Origin of the sequence: Rhizobium sp. SEMIA 4085 (assembly GCF_013004495.1) — a bacterium.
Classification (GTDB): domain Bacteria; phylum Pseudomonadota; class Alphaproteobacteria; order Rhizobiales; family Rhizobiaceae; genus Rhizobium; species Rhizobium gallicum.
In genome coordinates this window covers 1-21,166 of record NZ_JABEPH010000062.1, presented here as the reverse complement: position 1 = coordinate 21,166, position 21,166 = coordinate 1, and the positions used below count along the sequence as shown (strand labels likewise).

Here is a 21,166-nt window from a genome sequence, read left to right as displayed (position 1 = left end):
CCTCCGGACGCTCCCACCGGTCCGCCCTCCATTCATCATCCACCCCACGTCCCCCAGCCGTTCCGCCACCCTTCTACCCACCCTCCACCCTCGCCCTCCCCAAAACGCTGTGCCCCATAGAACTTGATTCCGCGCGCAGCGTCAACTTACCTCCTAACATACTATCGATTAGAAGCTGCTGCAACTGCTTTCACCCCGCCGCTTGCTTTGATCTGCGGTCAACCGACATTGTTTTTCCGGGCAACGAAGTCTGCAAGATGCGGCACGTAGTCCTCCGGACCGTTGCCGCCGCCTGCAACTGCCGCGGCATAGGAGTTCTTCACCGCACTTGCAAGCGGCGTGGCAACCGTCGCGTCATTTGCCATGGATTCCAGATATTTCAGATCCTTATACGCATTCGAAAGCGTGAAGCGATGCGCATTTCGGTTACCTTCCAGAGCATAACCCATGAAGGTCTGGTAAAATCCGCTGTCCATGCGCCCGCCCCGGATGACACTGTCGAAGCGTTCCACGGAAATTCCGACCTTCCGGGAGAGTGCCAGAGCCTCGGCAAAGAGAGCTCCCATGCCCAAAGAAATGAAATTGTTGAGCAGCTTCATGCGATGACCGTCGGCCACCCCGCCGATATGGACGATCTTCGCCGCCCAGGTCGATATCACCGGCTGGATCCGCTGGAATGTCGCATCATCGGCACCCACCATGCAGTCCAAGGTGCCCTCCCACGCCTCCTTCGGCGTCCGGCTAAGGGGTGCGTCGGCAAAATAGACTTTCTGCGCCGCAAGCGTTTCAGCAAGACGAATTGTCACCGTTGGATCCCCGGTCGAGCAGTCGACAATCACCGTTTCCGGGGCAAGGGCCGGCCGCATTTCCTCGATAACGGAGGACACTTCCTTCGAGCTTGTGAGGCACAGAAAGATCATGCTCGAATTTTTTGCAAGCTCCGCAAGCGAATGGGCCTCGCGGGCGCCGCGGCCGAGCAGGTCTTCGACCGGTTTACGATTGCGGTGCGCGATCACCGTCAGCGGGAAGCCTTTTTCGACGATGTTCCTCGCAATGCCGTGTCCCATCAGTCCAACACCGACAAATCCGACTCTTTCCTCGATTTCAGCCATTTTTTCTCTCCCGTCCAATCGTATTGAAGTTGCGCCGCCGACGCGGCCTAAGGAAGGTTGAAGCGTTTGCGCAAGTCATCGACCTGTTCGGCGGTCAGCATCCTTTTGGCGTGATGCTGCAGCATGAGAAAAAGCTTTGCAGTCTCTTCAAGCTCCTCGGCGGCGAACTGGGCGCTTGCAAGCGTCGTCCCGGCGACGACCGGCCCATGATTGGCAAGTAGCATCGCGTGATGACGCCCGGCCAGCGACCGCACCGCGTCTGCAAGCGCCATGTCCCCAGGCGCGAAATAGGGGACAAGCGGCAAGCGTCCGACACGCATGACGTAATAGGCGGTCAAGGGCGGCAGGACATCCTCAGGATCGATATCGCGCAAAATGCTGACGGCTGTTGCATGGCTCGAATGGAGGTGGACGACGGCGCCGGCATCACCGCGCTCGCCATACATCGAAAAATGCAGAAATGCTTCCTTGGTCGGCGCGTCGCCGGACACGAGTTTGCCCGAGGCGTCGAAGAGGGAAAGGCGGGCCGGGTCAAGAGACCCCATCGAGGCATTGGTCGGGGTCATCAGCCAACCGCCGTCGGAAAGACGAACCGAAATATTGCCGGTCGAGCCGGAGGTCAGCCCGCGCTCGAACAGCGACTGCCCCGTACGGCATATCTCTTCACGCAGGCGGTTAATCTCGTGCATCCGACCCCTCCGGATCAAGCTGCGCCCAGGCTTTCAGGAAGAAATCCGGAGCGCCGAAATTGCCGGATTTCAAAGCCAGCACAATGTCCGGACCGCTTAGGCTGCGGGTCCATGGCACGCCTGGATCGATTTCAGGGCCGATCGAAAGCGTCTTGACGCCGAGCGCATTGATCACCGCGCCTGAAGTTTCTCCGCCGGCAATGAGAAAACGGGTAAAACCCTTCTGCTTCAGTCGCTCGGCAACCTCGGCCAGCGTCTGTTCGACAAGCGCTCCGGACTCGTGCCGTCCCATAGCCGCCTGGATGCTTTGAAGCTCCTGCGGACTGGCGCTGGAATAAACGAGCGGCAGACGGTCCTTGTCTTGCGAAATCCCCCAGTCTGCGATTTCAGCCGCGCTCTGGCTTCCATCGGCAACCGCCGAAATATCAAGCCTCAGAAGCGCTGAAGCGTCATTGCGGGCAACCTCGATCTGGACACGGGTTGCAGCCGAGCAAGATCCGGCAAGGACGACCCGGCGCCCTACCGGCGCCATCATGCGGGTCATGGCTTTGCGGACCGGCAATTTATTGCGTTTCCTGAAATTTTCGGGCAACCCCATGGCAATGCCGGAGCCGCCGGTGACAAGCTTCATGCCGTCGCAGGCCGCCCCGATAGCGTGCAGATCGGCATCCGACAACGTATCGACAACGAGGATGCGCTTTCCTGCCGCCTGCTGCTGCGCAAAAGCCGCCCGGATGGCGTCTTCGCCCCTGGCGATCACCGGCCAATCGATAAGACCGACCGGCCGTCTTGTCTGCCGTTGCAGGACGCGCACGAGATCGGGATCGTGCATCGGCGTTAAGGGATGGTCCTTCAGAGAACTTTCCGACAGGAGCCGATCGCCGACAAAAAGATGCCCCTTATAGACGGTGCGGCCGGCTGCAGGAAAGGATGGACAGGCAATCGTCAGTTCGCCTCCCGTCAGATCCTGAAGCGCGTCGGCGACCGGCCCGATATTGCCGTCATCGGTGGAATCGAACGTCGAGCAATATTTGAACAGCAGCTGCTCTGCGCCGGCGGCAAGCAGCTTGCCGGCCGCCGCCCTCGATGCCCTGACGGCTTCTTCTGCAGGGATCGTTCTCGATTTGAGTGCGACGACCACCGCATCCGCATCGCCAAAATCAGCCCCCTCCTCCGGCACGCCGATCACTTGCAGGGTCTTCATGCCTTCACGCGACAGCATGAGGCAAAGATCGGTTGCTCCGGTGATGTCGTCGGCTACTGCACCGATTAACACATCATTTCTCCTGCCTGTTTGCGTTGAATGCCCGTCTGACGAAGTGTCAAACTCCCCGATGAGAAATAGAACTTGCAATCCATTCCGTCGATAAGCTAACCATAGAGTGGCAGCGCTGTCATTAGTTTTTCGCGGGTCACAATTCAAGCCAATTCCGCGCCGAATGGATGCAACAATGGATTTCGAACATGAGCGAAGCGGTTAACCTGAGGGTCTGCGTCATCGGTCTCGGATCGATGGGCTTTGGCGTCGCGACATCACTGCTGAAAAAAGGCTTTAAGACCTGCGGCTACGACATCAGCGCCGAGACGACCGCACGCTTCGTCGCGGCAGGCGGCAAAGGGGCTGTAAGTCCGGCCGAAGCAGCTGCCGGCGCCGATGTCGTCGTGACCGTGGTCGTCAATGGCGCCCAGACAGAACAGGTTCTATTTGGCAAGGGCGGTGCAGCGCAGAGCATGTCGAAGGGCGGCACGATCCTTTCCTTTGCAACGATGCCACCGCAGATGGCCGAAGAACTGGCGCAGCGCGCTGGCGCGCTTGGGCTGAACTATATTGACGGGCCCATCAGCGGCGGCGCAAAGCGCGCCGCTGATGGGGAACTCACGATAATGGCATCGGGACCACCCGAAGCTTTCAACCATGTGCGCCCCGTGCTCGATGCGATCGCCATGACGGTCTACGAACTCGGTGACCGGGCCGGCATCGGATCATCCTTCAAGATCGTCAACCAGCTCCTTGCCGGCGTTCATATCGCCGCCGCCTGTGAAGCGATCACCTTTGCCAAGGCGCTCGGCCTTGATATCGACAAGGTCTATGAGGTCATCACAGCGTCGGCGGGAAATTCCTGGATGTTCGAAAACCGCGTTCCACACATCCTTCACGGTGATTATTCCCCCCAGAGCGCCGTCGATATTTTCACGAAGGACCTTGGCATCGTGTCAGACCTTGGGCGCGGGATGACGTTTCCGCTGCCGATCACGTCCACGGCACTTCAGATGTTCATCATGACGGCTGCAGCCGGCATGGGCCGGGACGATGATGCCTCCGTCGCAAGGCTGATCGCAAAGGTGACGGGCATTGAGCTTCCCGGCCAGCCGGAGGCTGCGTGATGCCGCAATTTGCCGCAAATCTTACGATGATGTTCAGCGAGGTGGCATTTTTGGAACGGTTTGCGGCAGCCGCAATGGTCGGCTTTTCCGCCGTCGAGTTCCTGTTTCCCTATGACCACCCGCCGGAGGTCATCGGCGAGCGCCTGCGGGAAAACGGACTGACAGTCGCCCTCTTCAATTTGCCGCCGGGAAACTGGCAGGCCGGCGAACGCGGCCTTGCTGCGCTCGATGGCCGGCAGAGCGAATTTCGAACCTCGGTGGATACCGCCTTGCGATACGCCCGAAGCGCAGGCGCCCGCACGCTGCATGTCATGAGCGGTCTGGCCTCGCGCAGGGATCCGGCCGCGATTGCGGTTTACCGAGACTCTCTGGCATTCGCCTGCGATCGGGCAGGCGAATGCGGCATCGACATCGTCATCGAGCCGATCAACCCACGCGACATGCCGGGATATTTTCTCAACAACTTCGACTTTGCCGCCGACATTATCAGTGCATTGAAGAGGCCAAACCTGAAGCTGCAATTCGACATCTATCATCGTCAGATCATTCACGGCGACGTGCTCACGGGACTGCGGCGGCTGATGCCGCTCATCGGCCACGTACAGATTGCTTCGGTGCCGCTGCGCAACGAGCCCGCAACCGGCGAGCTTGACGATTTCCGTCTTCTCACAGAGCTGGATGTTCTTGGCTATAAAGGCTTCGTGGGCTGCGAGTATCGTCCTGCAGGCAAGACTGTGGCAGGCCTTAGCTGGCTTGATGCGTTTGCAAGCCGCTGAGTACAAGCGCTGCGGCAACGATCGTGTGGGTCTCGTTGAGCCGGCCCTTGATGTGTGGGCCGGTGAATGTCTGGAGATGATGCCGCCTGCGGGCTGAAGCAGGAGGACGTAATGCAGCAAAAACAGCGTCTGCCGGCAAGGAAAAGCAAGGTGACCGTCAGGGACATCGCCCTTCGCGCCGGCGTGGGCGAATCGACGGTCTCGCGGATCATGCGCAACAAGGGGCCGGTCGCAGAGGAAACGCGCCGGCGGGTGATGGAGGCCGTTCGGGCGACGGGTTATGTCCCCAACCGGATTGCCGGTTCACTTGCCTCGCTCGATTCCCATCTGGTAGGCGTCGTCGTTCCCTCACTGTCCAACATCGTCTTTCCCGAAGTTCTGCAAGGCGTCCATGCCGCTTTGCGCGCCAGCGACTATCAGCCCGTCATCAGCATGACGGGCTACGACATTGATCTGGAGGAAACGATCGTTCGCGGACTGCTGTCATGGAAGCCCGCAGCCATCCTGATTGCCGGCTTCGATCATACCCCAGCAACCCAGCGCATGCTTTCTGAAAGCGGCATCCGCATTGTCGAGATGATGGACATCGATTCGACGCCGATCGACATCGCCGTCGGCATGTCGCATCGGCGTGCCGGCTACGCAACCGGCCAATACCTCATCGAGCGCGGATACCGCCAGTTCGGATATGTCGGTCATGACTGGGACGCCGACAGGCGGGCCAGGCTGCGCTACGACGGGATTTGTGACGCATTGCGCGACGCGGGATTACGAATTTCCGCCCACGCGATCGCCGATGCGCCGAGTTCCGTCGGTGTCGGCCGGGAGATGACGGCACGTCTTTTCGCCGAGCCGGTGAAGCTCGATGTGATCATCTATTCCAACGACGACATGGCGGTCGGGGGAGTCTTTCAGTGCCTTGGTGCCGGCGTGCGCATGCCCGATGATCTCGCCATTTTTGGCTTCAATGGCCTGGATATTGGCCGCGAACTGCCCCAGCCCCTTGCAACCGTGCGCTCCAACCGGTTCCTGATTGGACGCACATCAGTGGAAAAGGCCTTTGAAACGCCGGAGCGGCCGCAAACGAAAACCATCGTCGATACAGGCTTCGAGATTTTTCCAGGCGCCACGGCTTAAGGCGGTGAAGCGCACCATGTTCTTCAATAGGTGGCACGCCCGCCCGACAGGTCGAATGTCGAGGCTGTGGTAAAGCTGTTTTCCTTAGACACCAGCCAGGCGACCATGGACGCTGCCTCCTCGACCTTCAAAAAGCGGCCGCGCGGGATGCGCGAGCGCATGTATTCGATGAACTCCGGCGTCAGCTGTTCCAGAATCCGCGTCTGAGCGGTTGCCGGTGTAATGCAATTGACGGCGATGTCGTAGCCGGCAAGCTCCTTGCCCAGCGATTTGGTAAGCCCGATGACGCCTGCCTTCGAGGCGGAATAGGCTGCAGCGTTCGGATTGCCCTCCTTGCCTGCGATCGAGGCGATATTGACGATGCGGCCGTAGTTGCGCGCCTTCATGTCCGGGACCACTGCGCGGTTGACATAGAAGGTGCCGGTGAGATTGATCGCGATGATCTTCGTCCACATGGCAATGTCATAGGTGTCAACCGGCGCTGCATCTCCGGCGATGCCGGCGGAATTGACGACGATCGAAACCGGTGGGCCATCGGCGGTAGTGGCGGCATAGGCAGCCTCGCCCTCGTCCCAGCGTGAGATATCGGCGACGGCGCTCCGAGTTCCTGCGCCAAGCGCAGCCCCCGCCTTTTTGAGCAACGGCCCATCCATGTCCAAAAGTGTGACCGCCGCACCGGAGGCAATGAGACGGCTGGCGATTGCAAAACCAATGCCCTGTGCCCCCCCTGTGACGATCGCATGCTGTCCTTCCAGATCAATCCTGTTCATCCGCCCCTCTCTCTCACGAACGCTGACAGTCAAATTTCGTCATTCCTTCACAGCGCCGGTCATCGACGAGACATAGTAGTCGACGAAGAATGAATAGAGGATCACGACGGGCAACGAGCCGAACAAAGCCCCGGCCATCAGCGATCCCCATTCGAACACGTCGCCGCGCACCAGCTCGGTCAAAACACCGACAGGAATGGTCTTGTTTTCCGACGACTGAATGAATGTGAGCGCATAGATGAACTCGTTCCACGAGAGCGTGAAGGCGAAAATGCCGGCTGATATCAACCCGGGCACGGCAAGCGGCAGGATGATCTTCACTAGGATCTGCCAGCGGTTGGCGCCGTCGACCAAGGCACTTTCCTCGAGCTCGAAAGGGATCGACCGGAAATAGCCCATCAGCAACCAGGTGCAGAACGGGATGAGGAAGGTCGGATAGGTAAAGATCAGCGCCAGCCTGGAATCATAGATGCCGAGCTTGAAGACGATGAAGGCCAGCGGGATGAAGAGGATCGATGGCGGCACGAGATAGGCGAGAAAAATAAGGAGCCCGACCGGGCGCGATCCGGTAAAGCGCACGCGCTCGATTGCGTAAGCGCCGAAAACGGATGCTGCAAGCGACAGCACCGTCGATCCGACCGCAACCAGCATCGTGTTCCAGAGCCAGCCCGGATAGGAGGTTTCAAGGAACAGATATTTAATGTGGTCCAGCGTCGGCTCGACCACCCAGAAGGGGCTGTAGTTGTTGTAATCGGTCAGCTGCGAGTTCGGTTTGACGGCGGTGATCGCCATCCAATAGAACGGAAAGAGCAGAACGAAGACGAATACCGCCATCGGCAGATAGAGCATGACGATGCGCCGTGGCAGGCGATTGAGATAAGTCATCCCCTGGACGTTGTCGGTCAGAACCTGATCGGTAGTGTTGGCGTTCATGATTGTCTCCCGGCCGTTAATCCTGGCCGCCCTGTTGCCATTTGCGGCGCTGCAGACCGAAGAAGCTGAACATGATGGCGGCAAGCAGGAAGGGGATCATCGCGACCGCAATGGCAGCCCCCTCGCCCAGCTGGCCGCCCGGAATGCCGCGCTGGAAGGACAGCGTCGCCATCAGGTGCGTCGCATTGACCGGCCCGCCTTTGGTCAGCACATAGATCAGCTGGAAATCGGTAAAGGTAAAAAGCACCGAAAACGTCATCACGACGGCGATGATCGGCGTCAGCATCGGCAGCGTCACATAGCGGAACCGCTGCCAGCTGGTTGCACCGTCGAGCGAGGCGGCTTCCTGGAGCGAGGCGGGAATGGTCTGCAGGCCGGCGAGCAGCGAGATGGCGACGAACGGTATACCACGCCAGACATTGGCGATAATCACCGAGATCCGCGCATTGGTGGGATCGCCGAGAAAATTGATCGGTCCGTCAATCAGCCCCATCTGCATCAGCGACCAGGAAAGGATCGAGAATTGGGAATCGTAGATCCACCAGAAGGCCAGCCCCGACAGCACCGTTGGAACGACCCATGGAAGCAGGACGATAGCGCGGAAGAACGACTTGAACGGCAGATGCTGATTGAGAAGCAGCGCCAGCCAGAGGCCAAGCACGAATTTTAAGACGGAGGCAACGAACGTATAAAGCAGGGTGTTGAAGACCGAGAGCCAGAAAACGGAATCGCTGGCAAGGAACTGATAGTTCTCAAGGCCGATGAAGATACCGTCGCGACCGATCCGGGTGTCGGTGAAGCCGAGCCAGACACCCAGGCCGAGCGGGTAGGTGAGGAAACATACGAGAAAGATGGCCGCCGGCAGCATGAACAAGAAGCCGAGCATGTTGTTGTTCTGCATGAGCGATGCGACCCGGCCGCGCGTCGTATCCCCGGATGTCACGGTCGACATGATTCTATCTCCTGATGGACAATCGCAGCATGCCGTCGCCGGCATGCCGCAGACCTTTAAGCGGGCTTAAACCCGGTAGTAGCGGTTTGCCCGGCGCTCTGCTTCTTTCATCGCGTCTTCCGGCGTCATCTGGCCGGTTACGGCAGCGGCGAACATGTCGACGAGCACATAGTCGGCCATAGTGCCTGCCGAAGCATAGCCGAGGGGGCCCGCATAACCGTTCGGCCGCAGCGTCTCCGAAGCACGCGCATAGGGCGCATGGATCGGATCGGACGTCCAGACGGGATTGTCGGAAAAGGCCTTCAGCGGCTGGCAGCAATAGGCGCTGGAACCTGTAATCCAAGCATTCATCTGGTCGGCTTCCATCATGAACTTGATGTAGGCTTTGGCGGCTTCCGGGTACTCGGTATGGCTGAAGAGAAGCAGCGAGCTCGTCTGGTGCAGCTCGACGCTCTTGCCGACCGGACCAATCGGGAAGTTCGTGGTTCTCATGTCTGCGGCGATTTCAGCAAGCTTTGGATCTTTTTTCGCCGCATAATAGACCGACACGCCGTTTGCGATCAGCGAAACTTGCCCGGCGAGGAATGCCCGGTTGTTGTTGATGTCCTGCCAGCTTTCCGTGCCCGGGATGAAGGTTGCATAGAGTTCCTTCGCATAGTTGATGGCAGCCAGCGTTTCGGGGCTGTTGATGGTCACCTTGCCGCTCTCGTCCACCATCTTGCCGCCATGACTCCAAAGCAGCCAATGGGCATAGTTGTTGCCGTCGCCGACCGCCTTGCCATGCGGGAAGCCGGCAGGCGTGCCCTTGGCCTTCATTGCCTTGCAAAGTTCAAGAAAGCCTGCCGTATCCTTCGGGAATTCGCTGAAGCCGGCCGCCTTCACATGACTGTCGCGGTAGACGACAGCATTACCGATCGCCGTGAGCGGCATAGCGATGAACTTGTCGTCGCGGGTTGCATAGCCGCGGACACCATCATACCAGCCGCCGTACTTGTTGCCGAGATAAGTCGCAAGTTCGGTCAGGTCGACGAGTTTGTCGGGATACTGATGGGCGTCGTCGAACCAGCACATCACCATGTCTGGACCGGAGCCGACATTGGCGGCAACGGCAGCCTTCGGACGGATATCTTCCCAGCTTTCCTTGTCGACGCGAACGTCGACGCCGGTCGCCTCGGTGAACTTCTTGGTGTTGGCAAGCCAGGCATCTTCGTCTCCCTTGACGAAGGGCGTCCAGCGAAGAAGCCTGAGGCTTGCGCCCTCCTCCGGCTTGTAGCTCGGTTCGGCCTGGGCGAAAGACGGTCGGATCCCGAATGGCGAAAGGCCCGCGATACCGGCCGCGGCCGCCGACGCGGCAAGAAAATCACGTCTTTTGATTGTCATAATACTCCTCCTTGAAAAGCGGGAGCGAATTCTCCGGCGTTCACCTTCCCGCTTGGCGAACGACGGCCATCGCATCGGCGGATGAGCAGGGAAGGCTCCTCTTCTTTCCTGCCTCCACTGAAGCGTTATCAGGCACTCAGTCTCTGCCCGCTTTCGGCATCGAAGAGATGCACATGCGGCGCGTCGATCGAGATGCGCAGCGTCTCGCCGGGACGCGCGTTGACGCGTTCGCGGAAGACGCAACTGACATCAGCGCCCCCGAACCTCACGATCAGCTGCGTTTCGTAGCCGGTCGGCTCGATGACGACGATCTCAGCCGGCAGACCATTGGCATCGAGCAGGATATATTCCGGGCGCAACCCATAGATCAGATCGCGTCCCTTTGCCCCGGCAGGCGGATTTGCAACCGGCAGGGCCGTTCCGTCCGACGCAATGAACTGGTTGGCGTTGTCCGGATTGAGACGTCCCTTGAACATGTTCATCGCCGGCGAGCCGATGAAGCCTGCGACAAAGAGGTTCGCCGGATTGTCGTAGAGATCGAGCGGCGCGCCAACCTGTTCCACGACGCCGTCATGCATGACGACGATCTTGTCGGCCATCGTCATCGCCTCGATCTGATCGTGGGTGACATAGACGGTGGTGGTGCTAAGGCGCTGGTGAAGTTCCTTGATCTCGGCGCGCATGGCAACGCGGAGTTTGGCGTCGAGGTTGGAGAGCGGTTCGTCGAAGAGGAACACCTGCGGATCGCGAACGATCGCCCGGCCCATGGCGACGCGCTGCCGCTGGCCGCCGGAAAGCTGGCGTGGATAGCGGTCGAGAAGTTTGGTGAGGCCGAGAATGCCTGCGGCCTTGTCCACGCGTTGGTCCATGTCCGCCTTCGGCGCACGTTTGAGCATCAGCGAAAACGCCATGTTCTGGGCGACCGTCATGTGCGGATAGAGCGCATAGTTCTGAAAGACCATGGCGATGTCGCGTTCTCCAGGCGCGAGCCCGTTGACGACGCGGCCGCCGATGCGGATTTCCCCGGCGGATATGTTTTCGAGCCCGGCGAGCATTCTCAAAAGCGTGGATTTTCCGCATCCGGACGGCCCGACCAGGATCACGAACTCCCCATCGGCAATCTCGATGTTCACACCCTTGATGACGGGGAAAGCCCCGAATGATTTCCTGACATCGACAAATTCGACAGCTGCCATAAAAGTCCCTCCCAGACCAGGTCTTCGCCTTCGGCCTTCATCTGCCCGGCCATCCCTCCTCCAGGATAACACCGCCAGGGCGCAGGCCAATTCAACTTCGTTGTGCCTATCCCCTTCCCACGAGGGGCATCTTTGTCGCCATCACAGTCATAGTCAGCACGTTTGCCTCCAACGGCAGGCTTGCCATATAGACGACGGCGCGGGCGATATGCTCGGACGGGATCGTCGGCTCGCTCGCAATCTCTCCATTCGCCTGCAACACTCCCGAGCTCATCTTCGACGTCATGTCCGTTGCGGCATTGCCGATGTCGATCTGACCGCAGGCGATATCGTATGGCCGTCCGTCGAGTGCGGCCGATTTCGTCAGGCCGGTGATCGCATGCTTTGTCGCCGTATAAGGAGCGGAATTCGGCCTCGGCGTCGTGGCGGAAATTGATCCGTTGTTGATGATGCGGCCGCCGCGCGGCTCCTGCGATTTCATCAACCTGAAAGCCTGCTGGGTGCATAGAAAGGCGCCGGTGAGGTTGGCCGCAACCACCCCGCTCCACTGATCGAAGCTGACGTCCTCCAGCGGGATCGCCGGAATATTGCTGCCGGCATTGTTGACGAGAAGGTCGAGCCTGCCGAACTCGCCTTTGATCTGACCAAAAAGGTCTGCCACCTGCTCGGCAAGGCTGATATCGCAAGTCATCGCCCGGACCGTCCCGCCGGTTTCGGCGCCAAGCTCGGCGGCGGCTTTTTCCAGAACATCGCTCCGGCGGCCGGTAATGACCACGATATAGCCTTCAGCGCTCAAGGCGCCGGCAATGCTGCGGCCGATGCCGGTGCCTCCGCCGGTGACGAGCGCGATCTTGCCTTTCTGCAGGCTTGCGGATTGCGGCATCTTAGATTTTACCCCCAAGTTCGTCGTCTATGTGGATCTTGATGATCTCGTCGAAATTGGCTTCGGCCTTGAAACCGAGCGCGGTGGCGCGCTGCGCATCGAAATCCGTCGCCCAGCCGGAAACAATCGAACGAATGGCGGGGTCGGCCTCGCGGCGGATGAGCTTGACTGCCTTGTCGCCGGCAACGCGGCGCAGCGCCTCGATCTCTTCGCCGACGAGCGCGGAAAGACCCGGCATGGTCAGATTGCGGCGCGGCCCGATCGTGCTGGTGTCAATCCGCGCGGCATGGACGAAGAAACCGACCGCCGAACGGGGGCTTGCAAACCAGTGCCGGACGTTCTCGTCGACGGGGAGCAAGGCCTCCTGACCGACCAGCGGCTCGCGCAGGATATTGGAAAAAAAGCCGGAGGCCGCCTTGTTGGGTTTGCCGGGGCGAATGCAGATCGTCGGGAGGCGGATGCCGATGCCGTCGAAAATGCCACGCCGTGAATAATCTGCCAACAGCAGCTCGCAGATTGCCTTCTGCGTACCGTAGCTCGTCAGCGGCGTCGTGAAGAAATCATCTCTGATCTTCTCCGGGAAAGGCTGGCCGAAGACGGCGATGGATGACGCAAAGATCAGGCGCGGGGTGTAAGGCTCTTTGTGGCCTTCGAACCGGATCGCCTCAAAGAGCGAGCGCGTGCCGTCGAGATTGACGCGGTAGCCTTTTTCGAAATCCGCCTCGGCCTCGCCGGACACGATCGCCGCGAGATGGAAGATCAGATCCGGTCGCAAGGAGGCAAGCGTGGCTGCAGCGCTGGCATCCGACAGATCAAGCGCCAACGCGTTAGAAACGGAGGCAAATGCGGCAGGCACCGGCGGTGCAACGACATCGACGAGCGTGAGCCTGTCGATGCTGCGGCCGAGCGCTTCGGCGTCGGAGCCGAGCTTTTCCACCAGTTTGCGTCCGATCATGCCGGCTGCGCCGATAACCATCACATGCATCTCAGGCAAATCTCCTCATGCTGTTCGGCTCACGCCGGACCGCCGGCGCTCAAAAGAGCCCTGGTCGTTTCGTAAATGCGCGTCAGATGATGGCGAAATGCGGCGATCACGGCGTCCCGGTCATGCCGCTCAAGAGCCTCGGCAATAGCAACGTGATCGGCGTAGCTGGCCTTGATGGCGCCCGGCTTGGACATGGCGTTGCGTCGGTAGTCCATCATGTAGGTGTATAGATCGGTGACGAAGTCGGCGAGCAGCGGATTTCCGCAGGCGCGATAGATTGCGACGTGGAATTCACGGTCACAGATGAGAAAGCGCATTGCATCGTCTCCACCCAGACGCTGCGCTTCGATGAGGCCCTGCAGCTTTGTCAGTGTTTCTGCGTCTATCCTGTCGGCGGCATCGCCGACGACCTTGAGTTCGATATGCAGGCGCGCCGCATGGACCGATTCCAAATCGTAGCTGTCAATGGCGTTTGGGGATGCGATGGTGACGGTGATGTGGCTGAGATCGACCTTGCCGACGCGACTGCGGCTGCCATGTGAGACTTCGATGATGCCTTGGGCGGCAAGCATCTGGATTGCGCCGCGCACAGTTTCCCGGCTAACATGAAGAACATTGGCAAGCTCGCGCTCACCCGGCAGCTCGTCGCCCGGCCGAAGCATGTTCGTGGCAATCAGGACCATCAGCTTTTCAGCAATGACGTCGCGCGCCGTCTGGCGGGCGAGACTTCGCCCGACATTCGGTACCTGCGTCAAGATCGGGCTCTCGTCCATTCCCCGTCACTCACTGATCCACTGGTTGGTCCACCAGATCAGTTGAGTAAAGGTTACGGCAGGACAGCCGTCAAGAGAAATTCGTCGCTGCATTGCAGCAACGGGGCGCGCGCCGCTCAAGGCGCGCATCCGGGTCCGGTCCGAAAACCGGGTGGCGCCACCCGGTTTTCCGCCCCATCGCGCGGCCGCTTAGTGAAGGCCGCTCGACTGCGAATGGTGGCCTCCCTGGCGCGATATGCCCGCAAGAGCTGCGCCGGCCGACGCTTTTTCGGCGACAGTCGCCAGATCTCCAAGCGACAATATGCCGACCAGCCGCTTGTCCCGATTAACCACCGGAATGCGCCTGATCTGTTGATCGGCAAGGTTCTTGCAGACTTCGTCGGTGTCCTGATCATCAAAGCAGTATCTGACTTCGGACGTCATGATATCGCCGACCTTCGCCTCAGGTCCCTGCCCCTGGGCAATGGCGCGAACCGCGATGTCGCGATCCGTCAGCATGCCAACGAGCCGGTCATTATCCTCGACCGGCACGACGCCGGCGTCGAGTTCGGCCATGATCCTTGCCGCGTCCTGTATCGTGTCACCCGGCCTGACGAGCCGGACGTCGCGCGTCATCACTTCGCTCACTTTCATGATTTTTATCCTCCGCCTTGTATGGATTTCTACAGAAGTCCAACGTATCGGGCTCGGCAATGTTCCAAGCGTCATCGATTAACGTCACTGTCGGGAATTTGGACGCTCACGCCAGCAATTGCCCGCACATGGGACGCTCCGCGGCCGTTTTCTTTGCGACTGGCGAAACAATTGCAGCCAATTGCAGTTTTGCTCTTTGAGAAGGATGTTCGGGCTTCGACCGGCCCCTTGCAAAGGAGGGTGTCAATATGAGCACCACCGGTCTCGATGTCTTCGACAAGACACTGCAAACTACCAATATCTGGCTGAACGAAATCATGGCCGATCATGGTCCCGACCGGCACGTCGCATGGCATATTCTAGGCGCCGTCCTTAAGGCCTTGCGCGACAAGCTTTCGCCGGACCTTGCGGCCCACCTTGGCGCAGAACTGCCGCTCATCGTTCGTGGCATCTACTACGACCAGTATCGACCTTCCCAAATGCCGGACAAAACGCGTTCACGCGATGAATTCCTCGAACGTGTCGCCGAAGGGCTAAAATCCATTCGTCCTGTCGATCCAGCCGAGGCGGCGAAATCAGTTTTCCGCGTTCTCGCCCGTCATGTCGATCTCGGCCAATCGGCGAAGGTGCGCGACGCACTACCCAAGGAGATCCAGGCTTTATGGCCCGACAGCGTCGGCATAAGATAGCGGCGAACCAGCCGGCCGCCGCCCTTTTCGCCGGAACCTCGGGCGCATTGCGTTGCGCAAACAGCACTTGCCAGGTCGGATCAAATGAAATCAGCTCATCCTAGGACTGATAGGTCCCGGTGATGCTTGCCTCGGCAAGCATATGTTTGCTTGCTTCGTTCCACATCGAAGCGATACCGGCGTCGCTGGGAACCGAAAGCCTCGGGACGTCGAGCGCGGCAAGGCGGAAGATATAGTGATGCGCCTTGTCGCCCCGTGGTGGCTGCGGACCATCATAGCGCGCATTGCCGAAATCATTCCTGTAAAAGCGTGGCGCGTTTTCCGGTGCGGTATCGGCGCTTTCGGCCAGAGCATCCCAATCGGACGGAATATTGGCAATGCCACAATGGCGGAAGGTGCCGCGCGGCGCGTCCGGGTCTTCGACGACCAAGGCAAAGCTTCGAGTTCCTTGCGGAGCCCCGCCCCACTTGAGAGGCGGGAGCAGATTTTCGCCCGAGCGCGCATATTTCTTGGGAATGGGATTATCCTGTGTGAATGCCGGGCTCATCAGGGTCAGTGCCATGGCGCTTCTCCTTTCATCCTGCTGTCTCACGCGCAGCCTCGGGGCTTTTTGTGTTGAAGAAAGATCAACCAGAAGACAGCAATATTGTTCCTGAATTGATGGCTTTTCGGCAGCTTTATCTTGAGGATCGTTGGTAGCCATTGGCCAGGGCCTTGAGATACGGCCGGACGGTGAAGACACCGCCACGCTCGGCCTGTCTGGCAATTTCGCCTGCCGCCACCTTAGGCTGCGAAGCGCTTCCTGGAGGCCTCGATCGCCGCCCACAGACCGATCATGTTGCGATATCGCAGTATGGCGCGACTAAAGTAGTTTTCGGCTCCTCGTCGAAAAGCGGCCCATCGGTGGCTCGACTGCCATGCCTGTTCGCGGGATCGCGAAAAATGCCAGCGAGCCTATGCAGGCCTGAGCAAACCGGCCCCTTCTTCTTTGTCCGGGCGACCGCCTCGACGCCACGAGCCGTCTCACGGATCCCTCGTCAGCGATGCCAACCGCCTGTGTCATGGGCATTCTCCGCTATCGATAGGGCGCGTCGTGAAAACCGATCTCCAGCTGCTGGACCCGGCCGAAGATGCTGCTGAGCCGCGACCGCTCGGCGCAATCGAGGGGATCGGCTGCAAGGTCGAGCTCCGCCTTAAGCCAGCGCGCCTGGGCGGCAAAATCCTCGTGGGCGTGGAGGTCCACCCATTCCTTGAGCAATGGATCGTCGATCCTGCGTTCGGCCGCCTGTCTCGACCAGGTCCAATACATCCATTCAGCAGCAAACATGGCGGCGATCGTGTCGAGGAAGCCTCCGGACCTTGCGATCTCCATCATGCCGTTGCGGAAGTCCGCCACCTCTGGCCGATCGACATCGAAGGCTGTGGGATCGATCCCGCGTGCGGCGAAGGTCTTCTCGAAATAGGCAATCTGCTGATTGGCGAGCGTGTCCAGCACACCGATCAGCCAACGCTTCTGCGCAATGGTCTGTGCCTTGGCCGTTGCATAGGCGAACATGGAGATGGCAGTTTCGACAAAGGCTCCCTCGTAAACGAGGTAGCTGTCGAAGACCTCTTTCGACAGGCGACCCGCCTTGATGTCCTCGACAAAGCGATGACTGACCATCGCCTCGAAGACGGACCGGTTTTCCCGGATGATCTGATCCGACATACTCTCCCGCATGCCGTTCATCCCTTCAAAGCCGGTCTGGCGGCTGCAACGAAGGCCTTGACGCGCTTTATGTCGACGGGGTTCCACCACACGCCGCCGTGCTTCAGCGAGGAGGCGACGATGACGCCGTTGGTGCGCTTCAGGATTTTGGCGATATTCTCCTTGCTGACGCCGGAACCGACCAGCAAGGGCAGGTGAGTCGCTGCGCCGATTTTCTCAATTTCCTCAATGCTCGCAGTGTTGCCTGTGCGCTGTCCCGTGGCGATCACCGCATCAGCGTCGAAGAAAGCAAGGTCGCGAGTCAGCTCCTCAATCGTGCGATCGGCGGTGATGGCATGTGCGCCATGCTTGACGTGGCTGTCGGCGAAAACCCTAATGTGCTCGGCTCTCAGCATCGACCGGTAACGCATCGCCTGCGCCGCGCGGCCCTCGATGAAGCCCTCATTCGCGACATAGGCGTTGGCCCACTGGTTGACCCGGATGAACTTCGCGCCGCCGGCCATGGCGATTGCGAATGATGGGATCGGCGCATTTGCAAGAACGTTGATGCCGAGGGGAACATCAACGGCCCGTGCGATACGATCGGTGACGACCGACATGAAAGCCGCGGTCTCCGGGCCGATATCCTCCGGCTTCGAGAACGGGATGTCGCCGTGATTTTCGATAATCAGCCCGTGCATACCGCCCTCTATCAGGGCCTCGGCGTCGCGCAGGCAGGCATCATAGATGGCGTTCATCTCTTTGCCGCGGTAACGCGGCGCGCCGGGAAAGGCGGGGCAATGGATCATGCCGATCAGCGCCTTGTCAGTCCCGAATATTTCCCGTATGGCGCTTGAGGTCTTGTCGGATATTTCCTGCATCTGTTTCCCTTTCGAAAGCCAGTCATGCGTGCTTATGTCATCGGCAACGTCACAGTGGACGAAACCATTTCCATATCGGCCATGCCCGAGGCAGGCGCCTCTATTCTCGGTCACGAGGAAACCCGTGACCTTGGTGGCAAAGGCGCGAACCAGGCCGTGGTGATGGGCCGTGCCGGTCTTGCCTCCATCCTTGTTGCAGCCGTCGGCGATGATTTTCGCTCTGAGATCATTCGCAGCCAGTTGGCCGAAGAACCGGTCGACGCGCGACTGGTCCGGTTCGGCGGAAAGGCGAGTGATTTCTCCATCATCTTCACCACCCCCGATGGCGAAAATGCCATCGTCACGACCACGGATTCTGCCGGTTCGCTGACCCTTTCGGAAGCAATTCGGCCGCTTGCCGAAAGTGCCTCTGGCGATCTCGTTGTCCTGCAGGGCAACCTTTCCGATGACGTAACCCGCGGCATCCTTGAAGAAGCCAGGCGCCGACAGCTGGTCACCGCCTTCAATCCCTCACCCCTTCGTCGCTTTTTCGCCGATCTCTGGCCGCTCATCGACATCGCCTTTCTGAATAAAGGTGAAGCCGAGAGCTTGACTGGAACCTGCGGCCAAGCGGCCGCGTCGACCCTGATCTCTGCGGGGGTCAAATATGCCGTCCTGACACTCGGCGGCGAAGGCGCAATGCTCGCAAGCCGGGCAGGCACGCTTGAGATCCCGGCAGCCACCGTGACCGCCATCGATACGACGGGCGCCGGCGACACCTTCATGGGCACCGCACTCGCCTCTTGTGCCTTGCGGGGCGTGCCGCTCGATGCCCGCGCCATACGCCACGCGTCCGCTGCTGCTGCCGTAACTGTCAGCCGGCGGGGCACCCGATCTGCGTTTCCCACCAAGGCCGAACTCCATGCCATCCTCGCCGCTTAGGCTTCATCGCGCCTCGGTCATCCAGGCAAGGAGATTGGTCCACAAGCGTCCATACCCCTCCCACTCGCAAAAAGCCGGCGAGAGCCAGTGAGGACCGATATCGGAGGTCCAGGCGGCCGTGCGGCCCTTGCCATGCGAACCCAGCACCAGCAACGGATGGCTCCCCTGATCCTCCGGCAGGCGGGCAAGCACCTCGATATCAGCACGATCGCGCAGTTCCACTTCGTTGACGCCGAGAAGCAGCGGCCATTCGCCGTCAAGCCCGGCCATGACCGGATGTTCCGGCTTCAGGACAACGGCCGTCGATCCTTCCGGCATTTCAACGCGGTCGTCATAGGGAAGGCAGGTGACGGGCAAGACGTCTTCGACCGGCGTGCGGCGCCAGCGCGCCTTTCCGTCGATCCCCTGAAACGAGAAGTAGCCGCCGACCATCAACAGCGCGCCGCCCTTCTCGACCCAGGCCTTGATGAGTTTCAGACGGTTCGGCACCGTCTTCGAATGCAGCCAGACCGCCGGCGGCAGGAGCAGCGAGTTCGCGCCGATGTCTGACAGGATGACCGCGTCATAGGCGTCAAGCCCGGCCATGCCGAAGGGAAATTTTTCCACCGCCTCGTGCGCCGGCATGTAGGTCAGTTCGAATTCGCTACCCTGAAGCGCCTTGACCAGCGGCTCGGCGCCCAAATGGAAAGTTACGCTGCCGAACTGGTCGAAGCCCTTGTAATGCGTGGCCGAGCTGACCCAGCTTTCACCGACGAGGAGTACTTTCTTTGTCATTGTCCTTACCGTTCTTTGATAAATCTAGCCGTCAGGCAGCAGCCTGGAAGACCGACCGTGGATTGTCGCGCATCATTTGGCCGATGATCCGCTCATCGAGGCCGTGGCGTTTGAGGCGCGGGAGGAAATGCCTGAGGACGTAGGCATAGCCGTTGCCGCCGTATTTCGTCAGCATCATCTTCAGGAAAACGTCGTGCGACAGCAGGATACGGCCGGCGTGTCCCATCTCGACGAGCTTGACGATGGCGCGTGCAGCCTCCTCGTCGCTCGGGCATTGCACCTGCTGGTCGGCATAGAAGAAATCCATGCCGATCATGTCGTATTCGAGAAACGCCCCGCGCGAAGCGATCTCGCCCTGATAGTTGAGATCCTCATGGGAGGGATTCATGTGGCAGAGAACGGTGTGGCGGAGATCGCCACCCTCCTTGGCTACGATGTCGAGCACCTTGTTGCCGAGCCGGAACCAGCCGGGCAAATGGACCATCAGCGGCAGACCTGTGCGGCAGTGTGCTTGGGTTGCGCCGCGTAGTGATTTCTCCTCCTGCTCGGTGAAGTCCGAAGAGACGCCAATCTCGCCGATCAGACCGATCTTCACATCCGTCCCTTGAGCACCCTCAAGAGCCTCGCAGACGATCTCATCGGCAATCTCTGCGACACTCATGCCAGCAACCTTGGTCGGATGCGACGAGGTCAGGTAATAGCCCGCACCCATCACGATATTGAGTCCCGTTGCCTTGGCAATGCGCCTGAGCGCCAGCGGGTTGCGGCCGATGCCCTGGCATGTCGGCTCGACGACCGTCCCCCCGCCTTCCTTCGCGAAATCCTTAAGCTCGGCAATCGCCAGCGGCTCGTCGTCCAACGTTATGTTGTGCTTGTTGACGAACGGGTCCTGGCGGAGCTCACCGAGAATCTCCATGCAAACGAAACCTTCGGCAAGATATTGCCGCTCCGGCGTCTTTGGCGCATGCCACCAGCAACGGCAGTCGTTGAGGACGTGCTCGTGCATCAGCGTAACGCCGAGCGCATCGGCTGGAACCGGCCCGGCAACGGTCATCACCTTGCCGGATCGGATATGGCCTTCGGAGAGTTCAGCTTTCATCACTCAGCCCTTCTTCTTGCCGCCGAAACGGAAACTTGTGGTGAAGATGCGGGTATTGAGCCAGATCGCCAGAAGGATGATTGCGCCGGTCACGATCTGGGTGAAGAACGGCGAGATGTGCATCAGGATGAGCCCATTGCCGATCACCGCGATGGTCAGCGTTCCGAGCACTGTGCCAAGGATCGTGCCGCGGCCACCCATCAGCGACGTGCCGCCGAGCACCACCGCCGCGACGACCTGCAGTTCGAAACCGACGGCCGCGTTTGATGAGCCGGAGCCAAGACGCGCCGCAATCAACAGCCCGGCCAGCGCCGAGGCCGCGCCGGAAACGAGATAGACCGAGGCAATGATCCACTGCGCCGGCATGCCGACGCGGCGTGCTGCCTCCATGTTGGAGCCGACGGCCACGACCTGGCGTCCATATTTGGTCGAGGAGATCACGACATAGCCGATGGCGGCAACGAACATGGCGATCAGCGCCGGGACCGGCAAGCCGCAAAACAGGCAGCGG

The 21,166-nt window shown here is 60.0% G+C and carries 22 protein-coding genes and 1 pseudogene; 5 read left to right on the top strand and 18 right to left on the bottom strand.

What is annotated here, in order from left to right; all coding sequences use genetic code 11:
• Positions 1-218: 218 nt before the first annotated feature.
• The 3 genes from C9413_RS09200 to otnK are packed head-to-tail and all read right to left on the bottom strand — an operon-like array spanning position 219 to position 3,077.
• Entirely contained in the window at positions 219-1,112 is an 894-nt protein-coding gene (locus C9413_RS09200; protein ID WP_040115720.1) for an NAD(P)-dependent oxidoreductase, read from the bottom strand.
• 47 nt (positions 1,113-1,159) lie between these two features.
• Positions 1,160-1,801, bottom strand: coding sequence for a 3-oxo-tetronate 4-phosphate decarboxylase (gene otnC, locus C9413_RS09195; protein WP_040115721.1), 642 nt, complete (start codon positions 1,799-1,801; stop codon positions 1,160-1,162).
• Positions 1,788-3,077: a 3-oxo-tetronate kinase gene (otnK, locus tag C9413_RS09190; RefSeq protein WP_170250386.1), complete on the bottom strand. Its 1,290-nt coding sequence runs from the start codon at positions 3,075-3,077 to the stop codon at positions 1,788-1,790. Before otnK ends, otnC begins: the two co-directional genes overlap by 14 nt.
• 161 nt (positions 3,078-3,238) lie before the next feature.
• On the opposite strand from otnK, the pseudogene ltnD reads away from it, so the two are divergent.
• From ltnD to C9413_RS09175, 3 genes and pseudogenes are all read left to right on the top strand, one after another.
• Positions 3,239-4,186 (top strand): annotated as a pseudogene (gene ltnD / locus C9413_RS09185) (L-threonate dehydrogenase); the annotation flags it as partial.
• Positions 4,186-4,962, top strand: a complete 777-nt coding sequence (gene otnI / locus C9413_RS09180) for a 2-oxo-tetronate isomerase (RefSeq protein ID WP_170250384.1) — start codon at positions 4,186-4,188, stop codon at positions 4,960-4,962. The pseudogene ltnD and the gene otnI, both read left to right, overlap by 1 nt.
• Positions 4,963-5,073: 111 nt before the next feature.
• Positions 5,074-6,099: a LacI family DNA-binding transcriptional regulator gene (locus C9413_RS09175; protein WP_040115724.1), complete on the top strand. Its 1,026-nt coding sequence runs from the start codon at positions 5,074-5,076 to the stop codon at positions 6,097-6,099.
• A gap of 23 nt (positions 6,100-6,122) precedes the next feature.
• Here the strand turns inward: C9413_RS09175 and C9413_RS09170 are convergent, their stop codons facing one another.
• The 9 genes from C9413_RS09170 to C9413_RS09130 all read right to left on the bottom strand — a co-directional run bounded on the left by C9413_RS09170 (position 6,123) and on the right by C9413_RS09130 (position 14,604).
• Entirely contained in the window at positions 6,123-6,869 is a 747-nt protein-coding gene (locus C9413_RS09170; protein WP_170250383.1) for an SDR family NAD(P)-dependent oxidoreductase, read from the bottom strand.
• A gap of 39 nt (positions 6,870-6,908) precedes the next feature.
• Complete coding sequence (locus C9413_RS09165; protein ID WP_040115726.1) at positions 6,909-7,802, bottom strand: carbohydrate ABC transporter permease; 894 nt, start codon at positions 7,800-7,802, stop codon at positions 6,909-6,911.
• Between the two features lie 16 nt (positions 7,803-7,818).
• Positions 7,819-8,754: a sugar ABC transporter permease gene (locus C9413_RS09160; protein ID WP_022716144.1), complete on the bottom strand. Its 936-nt coding sequence runs from the start codon at positions 8,752-8,754 to the stop codon at positions 7,819-7,821.
• Positions 8,755-8,820: 66 nt separating this feature from the next.
• On the bottom strand, positions 8,821-10,134 hold the full coding sequence (locus C9413_RS09155; RefSeq protein ID WP_040115727.1) for an ABC transporter substrate-binding protein: 1,314 nt from the start codon (positions 10,132-10,134) through the stop codon (positions 8,821-8,823).
• A gap of 128 nt (positions 10,135-10,262) precedes the next feature.
• Entirely contained in the window at positions 10,263-11,330 is a 1,068-nt protein-coding gene (ugpC, locus tag C9413_RS09150; protein WP_040115728.1) for a sn-glycerol-3-phosphate ABC transporter ATP-binding protein UgpC, read from the bottom strand.
• Between the two features lie 106 nt (positions 11,331-11,436).
• A complete protein-coding gene (locus C9413_RS09145) occupies positions 11,437-12,213 on the bottom strand; it encodes an SDR family oxidoreductase (protein WP_040115729.1) in 777 nt (258 codons plus the stop codon).
• Between the two features lies 1 nt (position 12,214).
• Positions 12,215-13,198: a D-erythronate dehydrogenase gene (denD, locus tag C9413_RS09140; RefSeq protein WP_040115730.1), complete on the bottom strand. Its 984-nt coding sequence runs from the start codon at positions 13,196-13,198 to the stop codon at positions 12,215-12,217.
• A gap of 29 nt (positions 13,199-13,227) precedes the next feature.
• Complete coding sequence (locus C9413_RS09135) at positions 13,228-13,971, bottom strand: FadR/GntR family transcriptional regulator (protein ID WP_040115731.1); 744 nt, start codon at positions 13,969-13,971, stop codon at positions 13,228-13,230.
• A gap of 189 nt (positions 13,972-14,160) precedes the next feature.
• Positions 14,161-14,604, bottom strand: coding sequence for a CBS domain-containing protein (locus C9413_RS09130; protein ID WP_040115732.1), 444 nt, complete (start codon positions 14,602-14,604; stop codon positions 14,161-14,163).
• Positions 14,605-14,852: 248 nt separating this feature from the next.
• On the opposite strand from C9413_RS09130, the gene C9413_RS09125 reads away from it, so the two are divergent.
• Positions 14,853-15,293 (top strand): DUF2267 domain-containing protein, encoded by a 441-nt coding sequence (locus C9413_RS09125; RefSeq protein WP_040115733.1) that lies wholly within the window; start codon positions 14,853-14,855, stop codon positions 15,291-15,293.
• 100 nt (positions 15,294-15,393) lie between these two features.
• Here the strand turns inward: C9413_RS09125 and C9413_RS09120 are convergent, their stop codons facing one another.
• From C9413_RS09120 to C9413_RS09110, 3 genes are all read right to left on the bottom strand, one after another.
• A complete protein-coding gene (locus tag C9413_RS09120) occupies positions 15,394-15,855 on the bottom strand; it encodes a YbhB/YbcL family Raf kinase inhibitor-like protein (RefSeq protein WP_040115734.1) in 462 nt (153 codons plus the stop codon).
• A 513-nt stretch (positions 15,856-16,368) separates the two neighbouring features.
• Entirely contained in the window at positions 16,369-17,013 is a 645-nt protein-coding gene (locus C9413_RS09115) for a TenA family protein (RefSeq protein WP_040116622.1), read from the bottom strand.
• Positions 17,014-17,018: 5 nt separating this feature from the next.
• Positions 17,019-17,861, bottom strand: a complete 843-nt coding sequence (locus tag C9413_RS09110) for a BtpA/SgcQ family protein (RefSeq protein WP_040115735.1) — start codon at positions 17,859-17,861, stop codon at positions 17,019-17,021.
• A gap of 24 nt (positions 17,862-17,885) precedes the next feature.
• Between C9413_RS09110 and C9413_RS09105 the strand changes: the two genes are divergently transcribed.
• Positions 17,886-18,782 (top strand): PfkB family carbohydrate kinase, encoded by an 897-nt coding sequence (locus C9413_RS09105; protein WP_040115736.1) that lies wholly within the window; start codon positions 17,886-17,888, stop codon positions 18,780-18,782.
• A 3-nt stretch (positions 18,783-18,785) separates the two neighbouring features.
• Here the strand turns inward: C9413_RS09105 and C9413_RS09100 are convergent, their stop codons facing one another.
• The 3 genes from C9413_RS09100 to C9413_RS09090 form a co-directional block, all read right to left on the bottom strand.
• On the bottom strand, positions 18,786-19,556 hold the full coding sequence (locus tag C9413_RS09100; RefSeq protein WP_040115737.1) for a glutamine amidotransferase: 771 nt from the start codon (positions 19,554-19,556) through the stop codon (positions 18,786-18,788).
• A gap of 31 nt (positions 19,557-19,587) precedes the next feature.
• Positions 19,588-20,655: a phosphotriesterase gene (locus C9413_RS09095; RefSeq protein ID WP_040115738.1), complete on the bottom strand. Its 1,068-nt coding sequence runs from the start codon at positions 20,653-20,655 to the stop codon at positions 19,588-19,590.
• Positions 20,656-20,658: 3 nt separating this feature from the next.
• Positions 20,659-21,166, bottom strand: a 508-nt coding sequence (locus C9413_RS09090) for an ABC transporter permease (protein ID WP_170250382.1), incomplete at its 5' end; no start/stop codon positions are given.